12 protein-coding genes are annotated in these 13693 nt (G+C 51.9%); 4 read left to right on the forward strand and 8 right to left on the reverse strand.

What is annotated here, in order from left to right; translation table 11 throughout:
• Nucleotides 1–11 precede the first annotated feature (11 nt).
• Together GO013_RS05210 and GO013_RS05215 are read right to left on the reverse strand one after the other, a co-directional pair.
• Entirely contained in the window at nucleotides 12–773 is a 762-nt protein-coding gene (locus tag GO013_RS05210; protein WP_163809003.1) for a MotA/TolQ/ExbB proton channel family protein, read from the reverse strand.
• 22 nt (nucleotides 774–795) lie between these two features.
• Nucleotides 796–1503, reverse strand: coding sequence for a YggS family pyridoxal phosphate-dependent enzyme (locus tag GO013_RS05215; protein WP_163809004.1), 708 nt, complete (start codon nucleotides 1501–1503; stop codon nucleotides 796–798).
• Nucleotides 1504–2057: 554 nt separating this feature from the next.
• Here GO013_RS05215 and topA point away from each other — a divergent pair.
• Both topA and GO013_RS05225 read left to right on the forward strand, forming a co-directional pair.
• Entirely contained in the window at nucleotides 2058–4469 is a 2412-nt protein-coding gene (gene topA, locus GO013_RS05220) for a type I DNA topoisomerase (RefSeq protein ID WP_163809005.1), read from the forward strand.
• A gap of 167 nt (nucleotides 4470–4636) precedes the next feature.
• Nucleotides 4637–5320, forward strand: coding sequence for an RsmG family class I SAM-dependent methyltransferase (locus GO013_RS05225; protein ID WP_163809006.1), 684 nt, complete (start codon nucleotides 4637–4639; stop codon nucleotides 5318–5320).
• A gap of 402 nt (nucleotides 5321–5722) precedes the next feature.
• Here the strand turns inward: GO013_RS05225 and GO013_RS05230 are convergent, their stop codons facing one another.
• From GO013_RS05230 to GO013_RS05255, 5 genes are all read right to left on the reverse strand, one after another.
• Nucleotides 5723–5986, reverse strand: a complete 264-nt coding sequence (locus GO013_RS05230) for a hypothetical protein (RefSeq protein ID WP_163809007.1) — start codon at nucleotides 5984–5986, stop codon at nucleotides 5723–5725.
• 14 nt (nucleotides 5987–6000) lie between these two features.
• Nucleotides 6001–6471, reverse strand: coding sequence for a 23S rRNA (pseudouridine(1915)-N(3))-methyltransferase RlmH (locus GO013_RS05235; RefSeq protein ID WP_163809008.1), 471 nt, complete (start codon nucleotides 6469–6471; stop codon nucleotides 6001–6003).
• On the reverse strand, nucleotides 6468–7127 hold the full coding sequence (locus tag GO013_RS05240; protein ID WP_163809009.1) for a metallophosphoesterase: 660 nt from the start codon (nucleotides 7125–7127) through the stop codon (nucleotides 6468–6470). The genes GO013_RS05235 and GO013_RS05240 overlap by 4 nt, the downstream gene beginning before the upstream one ends.
• 133 nt (nucleotides 7128–7260) lie before the next feature.
• On the reverse strand, nucleotides 7261–9669 hold the full coding sequence (locus GO013_RS05245) for an ATP-binding protein (protein WP_163809010.1): 2409 nt from the start codon (nucleotides 9667–9669) through the stop codon (nucleotides 7261–7263).
• Nucleotides 9670–9862: 193 nt separating this feature from the next.
• Nucleotides 9863–10618: an RNA methyltransferase gene (locus GO013_RS05255; RefSeq protein WP_163809012.1), complete on the reverse strand. Its 756-nt coding sequence runs from the start codon at nucleotides 10616–10618 to the stop codon at nucleotides 9863–9865.
• 305 nt (nucleotides 10619–10923) lie between these two features.
• Between GO013_RS05255 and GO013_RS05260 the strand changes: the two genes are divergently transcribed.
• Together GO013_RS05260 and GO013_RS05265 are read left to right on the forward strand one after the other, a co-directional pair.
• The gene (locus tag GO013_RS05260; protein WP_163809013.1) at nucleotides 10924–12243 is read left to right on the forward strand and encodes a malic enzyme-like NAD(P)-binding protein; all 1320 of its coding nucleotides are present in this window, start codon (nucleotides 10924–10926) and stop codon (nucleotides 12241–12243) included.
• Nucleotides 12244–12344: 101 nt separating this feature from the next.
• Nucleotides 12345–12524 carry a hypothetical protein gene (locus tag GO013_RS05265; protein WP_163809014.1) on the forward strand — a complete coding sequence of 60 codons (180 nt, stop codon included), beginning with the start codon at nucleotides 12345–12347 and terminating at the stop codon, nucleotides 12522–12524.
• Between the two features lie 93 nt (nucleotides 12525–12617).
• On the opposite strand, the gene GO013_RS05270 is transcribed toward GO013_RS05265, so the two are convergent.
• The gene (locus GO013_RS05270) at nucleotides 12618–13385 is read right to left on the reverse strand and encodes an exodeoxyribonuclease III (protein ID WP_163809015.1); all 768 of its coding nucleotides are present in this window, start codon (nucleotides 13383–13385) and stop codon (nucleotides 12618–12620) included.
• Between the last annotated feature and the right edge of the window lie 308 nt (nucleotides 13386–13693).

Genomic DNA, 13693 nt, shown 5'->3' on the forward strand with positions numbered 1-13693 from the left:
GGATCATGCCGCTAATCCGAAATGATCCTATCCTTTGGCGGCAGATAGCTGTTCAGTTTTTCTTCGATGATGCGCGGGTTTTCGCCTTTGGATATGGAGAGAATTCCTTCCATTATCATTTCACGCAGCAGGACTTCCTCCTTGCTCCGTGCCTTGAGTTTGCCTGCCATGGGATTCAGGATGAGGTTGGCAATGATCGCGCCGTACAGGGTCGTCAACAGGGCTACGGCCATGGCAGGGCCGATGGATGACGGGTCCGACATGGTTTGGAGCATCTGGACCAGCCCGATGACCGTTCCGATCATGCCCATGGCCGGAGCCAGCGTGCCCAGAGCGGCGACGACGTCCGCGCCGGTGGCGTGTCGTTCGGCCAGATAGGAAATTTCTGTTTCCAGAATTTCCTGGATGGTTTGCGGCTCCAGACCATCTACCGTGAGCTGCAACCCTTTACGCATGTAATCGTCGTCGATTTCCTTGATGAGCGGTTCCAGCGACAGAATTCCCTCACGTCGGGCGCGGTTGGCGTAGTCCTTGAACCGTTCGATCACCTCGGCCGGAGCTTCCAGACTGGAAAAAAAGGTGTTTTTGATAACACCAATAACACCAATGACATAGCTGATAGGATAGTTGACCAGTCCGGCACCAATAGTGCCCCCTACGACAATAAGCAGGGATGGAACGGAAATGAAAATAATCAGGCTGGAGCCTGTCATGATCGCCGACAGCACCAGTCCGAATGAGAGTACTATGCCAATGATGGTCCCGAGATCCATACCGTATCCTCTGCCTTGGTTCTTATCCTCTTGGAGGTCGTGCTCCGAATATCCGTGTCCCGATGCGCACTAGTGTTGCCCCTTCCTCGACAGCCGGGATAAAATCGCCGGTCATGCCCATGGACAGGTGCGGTAATGGTCTTCCCACATGTGTTTCCAACCCGTCCCGCAGCTCTCGCAAGCGGGAAAAAACAGGTCGTGCCAGTTCCGGTTCATTGAAAAATGGCGGCATCGTCATCAAACCGACAAGCCTGATATTGTCCATTTTCATGACTTCATCAGCCAATTCCTGAAGCGAATCAACCGCGATTCCGGACTTTTGCGTTTCTTCCGCAATGTTGACCTGGAGCAGGATGTCCTGCACAACGTCAAGGCTGACAGCTTTTTTATGCAATGCCTGGGCCAATTTGAGAGAATCAACGCTGTGAATCAACGCGAATTTCCCCGCCACGAACTTGGCCTTGTTGGATTGCAGGCCACCGATGAAGTGCCAATTGACGTCAAGGTCGGCCAATGTTTCCTGTTTCTTTTGGACTTCCTGCACATAGTTTTCGCCGAAATCCATGTGCCCACTTTCGACCAAATCTCTGATGTCGGAAGCCGGGTGCAGTTTGGATACCGCAACCAGCGAGACATCATCAGGGGTACGGCCAGCTTTTTTGGCAGCTTCTGCCAAATCTTCCTTTACCTGAGCGACTGCATCAGCCAATTCATTTTTTCGAGTGTTCATAGCGTCTCGAAGAGTCCCGGGCCACATACGTCATCTTACTGTATCGGCCCAATCTTCATTGAGTTTAATAAATTAATGATTTTTTTTTCAATCTGTCTGACACCCCATGCTATAGCACACCTCTTCCTTCTGTAAACACCCGATATTTTACTGAAAATTCAATTCTACTGAAAAGTGCAATCTTTTCGGCATGGTAAACGGTTGTTTTGTCCTGAAAAGTGCGGATTCATGCCGATCAGACGCTGTTTGGAATCAGGGGTCATTCCCTGGATACAGCCGTCAGGGGCTGTCATTTTTTTTGAGAATATCGAAAGAAAAATGGGAATTTGCCCATTATCTATATAAGAAGGGTTGACGATATGCCGGATAAACGTGCATACACCGCAATCTGACCACCCGAAATGTGATTCGGATTGCCCGATGAGCAGATGTGTCGGATGGGAAACCGGAAAATTCTAACAGTCTGTTCAAGAATGCGCGAGTGCCGGCCAGTGGATTTGCTGTGAAAATGATGCAATCGTGCGTTTTTGAAGAGCCTGATATGAGAGCCGAATATGACAAAAGATCTTATTATTGTTGAGTCCCCTGCCAAGGTGAAGACTATTTCCAAGTTTTTGGGAAAGCATTTCATTGTTGACGCCTCAGTGGGGCATGTTCGTGATTTGCCCACCCGTGATCTCGGCGTGGATGAAGAGCACGATTTTGCTCCTCGGTATGAAATCATTCAAGGCAAGGAAGACGTGGTGAAACGGCTTCAGGCCGCAGCAAAGAAGGCGGACACCGTCTTCCTCGCGCCTGACCCCGACCGCGAAGGTGAGGCCATTGCCTGGCATGTTGCCGAGCTGTTGAAGCCTGTCAATGACAAAATTCGCCGCATTCAGTTCAACGAAATCACCTCCCGTGCCGTTAAAGAGGCCCTGGAAAATGCGCAGGAACTCAATGAGGACCTGTTCGACTCTCAGCAGGCGCGGCGTATTCTCGACCGGCTGGTGGGCTACAAGATTTCGCCCATCCTGTGGAAAAACGTGAAACGCGGCATTTCCGCCGGGCGTGTCCAATCGGTTGCGCTCAAGATTTTGGTGGAACGCGAAAAGGAACGCCGAGCCTTTCGGGCCGACGAATACTGGCCGTTCAAGGTGTTGCTTGAAGGCACGAATCCCCCGCCATTCTGGATGGACTTGTACAAGTTGTCCGGCAAGGCCGTGAAGCCTGGCGTCAATCATATCGGCACGCAGGCCGATGCAGAGAAGTTGCAAGACGCTTTGGAAAAAGGTGCTTTCAAGATCGATTCCGTGCAGGAAAAACAGCGCAAACGCAATCCGTTGCCCCCATATATCACCTCGACTTTGCAGCAGGACGCCAACCGCCGCATGGGCTATTCCGCCAAGCGGACCATGTCCATCGCCCAGCGGTTGTACGAAGGTGTGGAGCTTGGCAAACGAGGAACCACCGCGCTCATCACCTATATGCGTACCGACTCTGTCCGTATCGCCAAGGATGCGCAGGATGCGGCCAAGGAATTGATTCTCGAACGGTTTGGCGATGACTATTACCCGCCCAAGACCCGACATTTTAAAACCAAGGGCGGTGCACAGGACGCGCATGAAGCCATCCGCCCGGTTGACGTGACTATCACCCCCGAAGAGGTGAAGCCCTATTTGCCTGCCGAACAGCATAAATTGTATCGGTTGATCTGGCAGCGTTTCGTGGCCTCGCAAATGGCCGTCGCTACCTTCTGGGATACCACAGTCCTCGTGTCCGCCCCGGAAACCATCTGGCGAGCCAAGGGAGAACGCTTGCTCTTTGCCGGTTTTCTTGCCGCCATGGACAAGGCCAAAAAGGATGATGACACGGAGTTGCCCAAACTCAGCGAAGGCGACATTCTGACTCTGAATGAATTGAAAAAGGAACAGAAGTTCACCCAGCCACCGCCGAGATATTCGGAAGCCTCGTTGGTCAAGACGCTGGAAGAACTCGGTATTGGCCGTCCGTCCACCTATGCGGCGATTATTTCAACATTGCTTGATCGGGAATACGCCCGTCAGGAAGAAAAGCGGTTTGTTCCTACCGAATTGGGCTTCACGGTATCCGACAAGCTTGGCGAACATTTCAAGGCCCTTATGGATGTCGGGTTTACTGCCCAGATGGAAGGAATGCTTGACGCCGTTGCTGAAGGGAAAAAGGACTGGAAGGATTTGCTCAAGCATTTTGGTGACGATTTTTATCCGACTCTTGAAAAGGCCCGGACAGAAATGGCCCGTAGCCAGCAGGTCACGGACATCAAGTGCGAAAAATGCGGCAAGCCCATGGCGATCAAATTCGGTAAAACCGGTGAATTCCTGGGCTGTACCGGATTTCCCGGCTGTCGGACTATCAAGAATTTCACCCGGGACGAGCACGGAGTCATTCAGGTCGTTGAACGCGAAAAACCTGAAGAAACCGGCGTTTTGTGTGAAAAATGCGGTCGCCCCATGGCGATCAAGCAGTCGCGTCGAGGTGAATTCCTGGGTTGTACCGGCTATCCGGATTGCAAATCCATTGTCAATTTCAAGCGTGACGAGAACGGCAAGATTCAGGTTATCGAATCGGAAAAACCCGAAGTGGTGGGCACCTGCCCGGATTGCGGCGGCGAGCTGCTTCTGAAAAAGGCCCGCACTGGTTCCCGGTTTATCGCCTGTTCAAATTACCCGGATTGTACCTACGCGGCACCCTTTTCCACTGGCGTTCCTTGTCCCAAAGAGGGATGTGAGGGGGAACTTGTGGAAAAATCTTCACGGCGGGGCAAGCTCTTTTATTCTTGCTCCACCTATCCCAAGTGCGACTACGCGGTCTGGAATTGGCCCATTGCCGAGGAATGCCCGAAATGCGGTCATCCTATTTTGACCCGCAAGACCACCAAGGACAAAGGCGAACACATCGCGTGTCCCAAGAAGGGCTGTGGATATACCCGTCCGATTGAGGAATAGTTCCGGTTTCCAAGCGCGACTTTTTTCGTGTGCCGAATGCGGTTTTCCCTTCACAGGGATGACCTCATTCGGTGCGCTGCGTTTCCCCAACCGTTTACGCAGATCGGGATCAATGCTGTCGGGTTGACTGGCAGGCATTTCCCGATTGGCAATGCAGAGGATCACGTATGGCACACATGTTTCCATCTCAACACGATATTTTGACCGCGTCCACGCGTCTTGGACGGCCTGTCGATGCGGACCAGGCCGAACTCCTGGCACTCTATTTGGGCCAGCTCATCAAGTGGAATAAAAAAATGAACCTTGTGGGTAAGTCCGACTGGCGAACCGTGTTTGACACGCTCGTTGTCGATTCTCTTTATCTGGCCGATTTCCTCAATGGCCTGCCCCTGACAGAATCTTCGTTGTGTCTCGATTTTGGTGCCGGAGCCGGACTGCCGGGTATCCCGCTTCGGACCCTATGGCATACGGGAGACTATTGGCTTGTCGAGTTGCGGGAAAAGCGGGCCTTGTTCATGCGTTCCGCGCTCAGTCGGCTCAAGCTTTCCCACACCAATGTTTTTCATGGTCGGGCCGAAAATGTTTTGGATCATTTCGACACAGACGGTGCCCCACCGGTTGCCGATCTTATCCTGAGTCGGGCCTTCATGCCGTGGCCCAAGTTGCTCGAATTCATTCATCCCATGCTGCGCAAAACGTCCGATCAGCCCGGTATGGCCGTCATTTTGTCGAATGATCCGCCACCGCCTCCCGAGAAATTGTCAGATGGCTGGGTGCTTGAAAAGAGTACTCAATACCCCGCCGCAGGCGGAGAGCGTTTCTTCTGGGCGGTCCGTGTTCAAGGGGAATAAGAAGCGGAGAAATGCCTTCGGCGGTCACCTTCGGTGCGACCAGGACGCTGTCCTGGACCTGCCAAAGGCCCCTTTGAAAAGGGGCCTCTGGACTCCCCGAAACTTTTTGTCGCTCGCTTCGCTCGAAGCTGTCGGCATCCGCGTTCGTGCAGCCCTTGGGAGGGCGTTGTTAAAAATTGCATTTTTTAGAGGCTCTATAAAAAGATTTCAAACGTCTTCTTTTTGCAAAACCATCGTATTTCTTGCCCCATTTCCTCTTCCTCACATTTCTTGAATCCCACTCAACGGATGTCGTGGGGCCTCGCCAAAGGCGCGATAAAAAGTTCTGGAAGGGAGTCCAGAGGGAAACCTCTTCCAAGAGGTTCCCCTCTGGTCGCCGAAGGCATTTGCCCCTAAAAAAAATCATTGCGGGTTGTTTGTTTCGGGTTCTTCGTCTTCGTTTGCTTCGGCAGCGGCAACGCCATCTTCGGTGAGGAGTGAGGCGTAGGCATCCTTGAAGATGAGTTTCGTTGCAAGTTCGTCGGCTTTTTCGCCCAATTCCATAAGATGTTCGAGAAAATCAAGAATGAGCAAACGCCGATCTTCTTCGCCGTTTTCAAATTCGAATTTACAATCGCCGGAATCAAAATAGTTGGCCACGCGTTCCAGATAATCGATGTCGAGCATACGTATAATCTCCATTAATCGTGATGATAAGGCATGTTCTTGTGGATAGTTCCGGCCCGGTACAATTGTTCAAGAAGAACCAATCGAGCCAGTTCGTGCGGCAATGTCATGTCACTCAGTCGAATGGAATGACGAGCCGCTTTCTTGATGTCATCGGATAAACCAAACGGACCGCCGATCACAAAAACGGGCCGTTGATTAGGGGCTTCTGTCCATGTCCTTAGGCGTTTGGCCAATTCGCGTGAAGTCAATCGGTCGCCATACTCGTCGAGAATAATGAGCACATCGCCTTTTTTGACCTTGGAAAGAATGGCTTGGCCTTCCTTTCGATTCTTTTCCTGGGTGGGCAATTTGCCGGGTGCATCCTTGATGACCGATTCGTCCAGTGAAAAAAAACGGGACAACTTTTTCCAATATAGGGCACACCCATCCTTGGAAAATGATTCCTTGAGCTTCCCGACCCAGATGAATCCTATCTTGCTCATGAGACACTCAACAATTGCGCTGTGATATTTTCGCCGTCAAAATCGATACGCACATACCCGCCATCAGCCAGCATACCGGGATTGATAACCGGAGTGGTGCCAATGTGGTCCACAGCTTTGGACTCATGGATGTGCCCGGTCAGGACGAGCACAGGCTGGGTCTGTTCGATAAATTGACGAACACCTTCACTGCCCACATGCAGATCGTTGTCGATCCGATCCACCAAGGTATTGTGGGGCGGTTCGTGAATCGCCACGATCAGATGCGCAAAATCAGTGGCATCCGCATGGGTCTGGTGCAACCATTCGACGAGGGTGGCTTCCGGCACTTCGCTGGGCGTGCCGAAAGGTGTCGGTGAGGACATGCCGACACCCATGATAGCGAGATTCGGAGCCAATTCCCTGACTCGCAGGTGAAGATCCATGTCCTGCTGCCGCAAAACGGTCTGGACCGCGTCGGTGTCCATGTTGCCCGGCTGGGCGAAAATGGTCGGATTGATGGCGGCTACGGCATCGATCACGGACTGTGCCGTGCGACGATTGCCGCAGTTCGTCAGGTCGCCAGTGATGATGACCGCCTCCGCGTCAGCCAGATCTGGAATGGCGGCCAGCCGGTCGGTTGATTCGTGTATGTCGCCAAAAGCTATCCAATGCATGATCGAGTGCTCCTGAAGAAAAGTGAAAAAACTGTATCCTCGGGTCGACGGTCCCGTCAACGGACCAGGAAAGGAGGACATAAAAAAAAGGGGAGCCAGCTCGATCTCGGCAGCTCCCCGAATGGATATCGTTTTATTTCTGAGGGTCTCCAGGGACGGCGAGCTTGACGAGTTCGGCGAGTCGATCGTCAACCATCCTGTACAAGGTGCCAGCCGGATATTTTCCGGTTCGACTCGGCGTCCCACAACGCAACCCGGTGAGAATGAACATGGCCTCTTCAATGGTCTTGACCGGGAAGATGTGGAACATGCCGTCTTCGACCGCCTGCACGACTTCGTCCTTGAGCATCAGGTTGACCACGTTGTCCGCGGGCAGAATGACACCTTGTTTGCCGGTGAGCTTGCGTCGACGGCAGACCTCGAAAAATCCTTCGATCTTGCGATTGACACCACCCACGGCCATAACCGCGCCGCTTTGCGAAACCGCACCGGTAAAGGCGTATGACAAGTTGATAGGCGCACCGGACAGGGCGGAAAGCAGAGATGCCAGTTCCGCACCCGAGGCCGAATCCCCTTCGATACCGGCATACGATTGTTCAAAACAGAGCGAACCAGTCATGACAATCGGTTTATCTTGTGCAAACAACCGGACCAGATAGGACTTGATGATCATCATGCCCTTGGTGTGGATGGGGCCACCCATCTGGGCTTCCCGTTCCAGGTCGAGAATTCCGCCGTGTCCGACTCCCGCAGTGCAGGAAATCTGATGCGGCAGACCGAATTCGTAATCGCCAAAAAGAGTGACGGACAACCCGTTGGCCCGCCCCACGGCCTGTCCCTCGGTCGCGACCTTGATGACCTGACGATCATAGTCGGTCATGAATTCCTCTTCGTAGAGATTGACCCGGTAGTCCTTGGCCGCAACCGCTTCATTCAAGGCGGCAAGGTCCACGGTCTCCTTCCCGGCCATGCGGGCAAAGGCGGACGCCTCTATCATCCGTTCGCGGACAAGCGGGATATAGAGCGAAAGCCGCTTCTGATCTTCGACCAGTCGGGAGGCGAAGTCCACCAACCCGGCGATGGCCTCCCGGGTCAACGGCAGAATATTCGATTCCCGAGCCGTTTGGCCGATAATGGAAATATAATTTTTGATATTGGCGGCATTCCGGGCGGTCGCGTGTTGCAGATGCGCTTTGAGTTTGAAGTACTTGGCGAATCGATCGTCATTGTACAGCAAGACTTCGTAATGCTCGTCAGAACCAATGAGCACGATCTTTATGTCCAGATCGATCGGGTCCGGCTGAATGGTCCGGGCGCGAACCTGTTCTTGATCGACCGGGTCCTCGATGCGAGATTGGCCCGCTCTCAAAGCTCGGAGCAATCCTTCCCACGAAACGTGGTTGGACAACAGGTCTTCCATGTTCAACAACAGGAATCCACCGTTTGCCTTGTGCAGACTTCCGGCCTTGATAAGGGTGAAATCCGTGTAGAGCGCACCCATTTCGGCTTCACGCTCAATGGAACCGAGCAAATTGAAGGCGGTGGGATGGTCTTCCACGACCACAGGTGCACCCTTTGTCTTGCCATTATCCACAAAGAGATTGACTTCGAACCGGGTGAAGAAATCTTCGCCGGAAGGCAGTCCGTCGGGTAAGAGTCCGGCCAGGGATGAATCTTTGGGCGTGAATTGGTCCACGTTTTCCACGACTTCATTGACTAGGGCTTCAAAATATTCCGACAACCGTTCAACGGTTTCAAATTTTTTCGAAACCGGCGAAAAACATTCACTCATCACGGCCTTGGCAGTCTCGCGATGCAGTTCTTTTTCCGCGTCACGCATATCAATTTCGTTTTGATTGATCTGGCGGAGAAGCGTACTCACTTCAGCCAAAAGTTCCTCGCCTTTGGCCTTGAACTTTTTACGGTCGGCGGATTTGATCGTTTCGAAATCCTTGTCGGAAATCACTTCTCCGTCCACGATAGGCGAAAGGGTCAAAACTCCTTCTTCATCAAGACTGAGCGAAAAATTTTCTTTTTCCGCAGTGGCATCCATTTCACTGAACAACTTTTCTCGTTTGGCATTGAACTTCTTGACCAGCCTTTCATGCTTTTTCTGAAAGGTGTCCTTTTCGAAACGGGCAGGGATTTCCTGTCGAATATGTGTCATGGCCTTATGTTGGGCCACTTTCAATTTCCGTCCCATGCCAGCGGGAAGCGACACGGCAATCGGGCGATCCGAATCTTCAAAATTGTACAGATAAACCCAGTCGCATGGCGGATTCCTTTTCTCGGCCGTGGGCTTGAGAAAGGATTTCACGAAATAGGTTCGGCCCATGTTCGGTTCGCCGGAAACATACAAATTATGCTCGTTGCCACTGATCTCAAGGGCCAGTGACAGGGCTTGAATTGCCCGGGGCTGCAACTTGGGATAGACATTCTTGTTCGGAATGTCCTCACTGGTTTCATACGGGATACGGGTCGGGTCCAATGTGGCCCGAAGCTTGGAGCCGGGGAGCCCTTTCAGGGCGGAAGTCTTCTTCATTGAATGCTCATGCTGTAGTTTTCGTGCCAAGGAGTGGCACTTTACGAATCTACGGTGTTTTTCTTCGGATGTCACCATTCATTCTCGACGGTTCAGGGGTGACAAGGCATTTTTGAAAGCACTGATTTTAGCCATGAAAACCAACCGAATGCAGAAAGTTTCCGTTTGGTTCAACGGGGAAAATCAGATGCTGCTATTTTCGGGATAGGGAATCCGGTTCATTCTTTTTGATAAACCACTGTACCTGTCGGCACACGCCCATGAGTAAATTGAACTCATTGCGTTTCAAATTGATCTTGGAAAAGAACCGCCGCACAGGCAACATCCAGTACTCCGGGTTATCATCCTTGAGAAAATCGATGGCCAACAGGGTGTCCTGAAAATTGTGAAACATGGTTTCCTGCTCCTGCACCGTGGCAGGGCGTTCCTCTGGCGGACCGTCCGGAATAAAAGGTCCATTTAACGATTTCTTGAAACATTCGTACAAGGTCACGACAACCGATTGCGCCAGGTTCAACGATGTTCCTTCACGACTGGTCGGAATGGTCATCAACCCGGAACACACGGACGTTTCCTCATTGGTCAATCCCTTGTCCTCGGGACCGAAGACCAAAGCCACTGTGCCGTTGCTCCGCAAGCGTTCATCCACCACATTCGTCAGCGTTTCCGGATTCATGATGCCTTTGCGCCACCCGCCTGTCCGTGCCGTGGTGCCAAACACTGCGGTGCAGCCATCCACGGCCTGTGCCAATGTCTCGACGATGCGTGCGGATTCCAACACGTGTTTCGCATGGACCGTTGCCAGAGGGAGTGCCTTTTCCATATTGAAATTGTACGGGTCAACCACCACAAGGTCCGACACGCCCATATTCAAGCAGGCCCGGGCAACGGACCCGATATTTTCAGGATATTTCGGTCGAAAAAGGATCACTCTCAATTGTTCAAGCATGTGTACCTCCACGGTCAAGCGACGAAAAGCCATGTACCACAGGCTGCACGGATGTCAAAAGCAATGCGGACCACTGTCGTACTCCGGTGCCCATTGTCGTCTCATTCTCAAGGCCTCATTCATACAGGAAAATGGACGAGAGACAGATTTTTTTGCCTCAGGGAAATGCACATAAAAGGAATATTCAAAGCCTCTTTCCCTTGACCTAAAGAATCTCAACAGACTGGTGTATAAGGGGAAATTCTCTTGACGCGCATCCAGGAACACCCGTATCAACGCCACTTAACTTCATGGAAGGAGAAAAAATGGCATTGTTCACGAAAAATGAGGCTCTGGATTATCATTCGGGAAACCGCACAGGAAAGTTGGAAGTCATGTCCATCAAACCGTGCGAGACACTCAAACACTTGTCCATGGCCTACAGCCCGGGCGTTGCCGAAGCGTGTCGTGAAATCGCCACAGACACAGACGCCGTGTACGACTATACCAACAAGGGCAATCTGGTGGCTGTTGTCTCGAACGGAACCGCGGTTCTTGGTCTTGGCAATATCGGTCCCGAAGCCGGAAAGCCTGTGATGGAAGGCAAGGGTGTCCTGTTTAAGATCTTTTCCGATATCGATGTCTATGATCTCAATATCAACGCCACGACACCAGATGAGATCGTTTCCTTTTGCACCATGCTCGAACCCACGTTCGGCGGTATCAATCTCGAAGACATCAAGGCTCCCGAATGTTTTGAAATTGAAACTCGACTCAAGGAAATCCTGAATATTCCCGTTTTTCATGACGATCAGCACGGAACCGCCATCATTTCCGCAGCCGGCATTATCAACGCCCTTGAAATTTCCGGCAAAAAAATTGAAGAAATCAAGATAGTGGTGTCCGGTGCCGGAGCCGCAGCCATTGCCTGCTCGAATCTGTATGTTCACATGGGTGTCAAACGTGAAAATATCTTCATGTTCGATTCCCGTGGGTTGATTCATGCCGGGCGCGATGGGTTGAATACATTCAAAAAGAATTTTGCCCAGGCGACCGATCATGGTTCCCTGGCCGACTGCATGGTCGGTGCCGACATGTTCTTAGGGCTGTCCGTCAAGGACGCCATCACTCAGGAAATGGTCAAAACCATGGCTGACAATGCCATCATTTTTGCCTGCGCCAATCCCGACCCCGAAATTCCCTACCACGATGTCAAGGATATACGCCCCGACATCATCATGGGCACCGGTCGATCCGATTTCCCCAATCAGGTAAACAATGTGCTTGGATTCCCGTTCATTTTCCGTGGCGCGCTCGATTGTCGGGCCACAACCATCAATGAAGCGATGAAGATAGCGGCTGCCAATGCCCTGGCTCAACTGGCCAAGGAACCCGTTGCGCAAGATCTGTGTGATGCCTACGGGGTGGACACGCTGGAATTCGGTATTGATTATATCATTCCGAAACCGCTTGATCCGCGTGTTCTGACATGGCTTGCTCCGGCTGTTGCTAAGGCCGCCATGGAGACCGGTGTTGCCCAGATCCAGCTCGACCTGGATCAATATGCACACGATCTCGAAACCCGCATGGCTGCTTCCAAGACCCGGACCAAACTGGTGGTTGATTCATTTGGTTACGAAGACTAACCATCGTCGTCCTCAATAAAACATAGCCCTGTTTCGGATTCCGAAGCAGGGCCTTTTTTTGCGTCATTGCCTGACGGGCTATTGTCCTTTATAGCTGAATCATGGAAACACACAAACGCGAAGAACTGCGTGCGCTGGCCGAAAAGAACGACATTGACCTAGACCAACTCCTGACGGCTCTTGAGGCTGACGCCCTCCCGGACGATGTCCGAGATACCATCGCCACCATCCTGGGGGACATAACACTCTTCGGACACGCGCTGGACTCTTTGGACACCTAATCACATCACGTTTTTTCTCGCAGAGGAAGGACTGTGCCAACGAATACCGTCTCTGTCTTTTTCCGCGACATCCCCACGCCACGGACGTATTCCTTAAATGTCGATTTCGACCGCCACGGGACAATGGTCGGACCCCATGACATCAGATTCGATCCATGCGCCCACGACTTTATCTTTCAATTCTTCAGACACGAAAAAGTAATCGATTCGCCATCCCGCATTGTTTTTCCGGGCATTGAACCGATAGGACCACCATGAATACTGATGTGGTCCTTTCTCAAACAGACGGAACGTATCCACATACCCCGCAGCGACAAATTTATCGAGCCAAGCTCGTTCAATCGGTAAAAAACCGGACCTGTCTGCATTGGGTTTGGGGTTTTTCAGGTCAATTTCCGTATGAGCGGTGTTGAAATCGCCGCCCACCACAATGGGTTTTTCTTTGCGAAGTTCTTCGGCGTATTCAAGAAAGCAGTCATAAAATCCCATCTTGAATTCAAGCCGTTCATCCGACATCTGCCCATTGGGGAAATAAATGTTGAAAAGATGAAAATCCGGGTATTCCAAATGCAGCACACGGCCTTCATCTTGGAAACGCGGGTCCGGCAGCCCGGTCGTTACGGCCAGGGGTTCTGGATTGGCGAAGCAGGCGACACCAGAGTATCCTTTCTTTTTCTTGGACCAGTTCCAGTAATGATTGGAATAGGAATCCGGTTCGCGGTCTTCTTCGCCCAACTGGTCTGGATGCGCCTTGGTCTCCTGCACCATGATAATATCACCACCGCAACCGTCCAACCAGTCACGAAAGTTCTTCTTCATCACCGCTCGATACCCATTGACATTCCAAGAATACAGTATCACCTGCGCCTCCCAAAAAATGAAGGGAACCGGTCTTCACCGATTCCCCTGAAAAGGCCGCCGCGCGGCCGAAAACTACTGTTCGTTCGGAGAACTGATCTTAATCATCACCAAAGCAGCAATGGTCAAAGCCAGCCCCAGGAAAAACCAGAAATAACCCATCATACGCACATCCTCCGTAAAAAACTAATACGTCAGCCGCTTGTATCAGAAAGTTCACCCAATGAAAAGAGTCTTCCCCTTTTCTGGCAGCTTGCCAAAAATGAAAAAATGTCTCCGTCCCCCCTCGCCGGGGTGGCATTAGATGCCTC

The sequence above is a fragment of the Pseudodesulfovibrio sp. JC047 genome, from assembly GCF_010468615.1.
In the GTDB taxonomy this organism is placed as follows: domain Bacteria; phylum Desulfobacterota; class Desulfovibrionia; order Desulfovibrionales; family Desulfovibrionaceae; genus Pseudodesulfovibrio.

Bases quoted from the DNA above. Each gene is read 5' to 3' on its own strand.
- GO013_RS05260 (WP_163809013.1), top strand. From the start codon at position 10,924: ATGGCATTGTTCACGAAAAATGAGGCTCTGGATTATCATTCGGGAAAC.
- GO013_RS05230 (WP_163809007.1), bottom strand. From the start codon at position 5,986: ATGCTCGACATCGATTATCTGGAACGCGTGGCCAACTATTTTGATTCC.
- GO013_RS05215 (WP_163809004.1), bottom strand. From the start codon at position 1,503: ATGAACACTCGAAAAAATGAATTGGCTGATGCAGTCGCTCAGGTAAAG.
- GO013_RS05235 (WP_163809008.1), bottom strand. From the start codon at position 6,471: ATGAGCAAGATAGGATTCATCTGGGTCGGGAAGCTCAAGGAATCATTT.
- GO013_RS05245 (WP_163809010.1), bottom strand. From the start codon at position 9,669: ATGAAGAAGACTTCCGCCCTGAAAGGGCTCCCCGGCTCCAAGCTTCGG.
- GO013_RS05210 (WP_163809003.1), bottom strand. From the start codon at position 773: ATGGATCTCGGGACCATCATTGGCATAGTACTCTCATTCGGACTGGTG.
- topA (WP_163809005.1), top strand. From the start codon at position 2,058: ATGACAAAAGATCTTATTATTGTTGAGTCCCCTGCCAAGGTGAAGACT.
- GO013_RS05240 (WP_163809009.1), bottom strand. From the start codon at position 7,127: ATGCATTGGATAGCTTTTGGCGACATACACGAATCAACCGACCGGCTG.
- GO013_RS05225 (WP_163809006.1), top strand. From the start codon at position 4,637: ATGGCACACATGTTTCCATCTCAACACGATATTTTGACCGCGTCCACG.
- GO013_RS05255 (WP_163809012.1), bottom strand. From the start codon at position 10,618: ATGCTTGAACAATTGAGAGTGATCCTTTTTCGACCGAAATATCCTGAA.
- GO013_RS05265 (WP_163809014.1), top strand. From the start codon at position 12,345: ATGGAAACACACAAACGCGAAGAACTGCGTGCGCTGGCCGAAAAGAAC.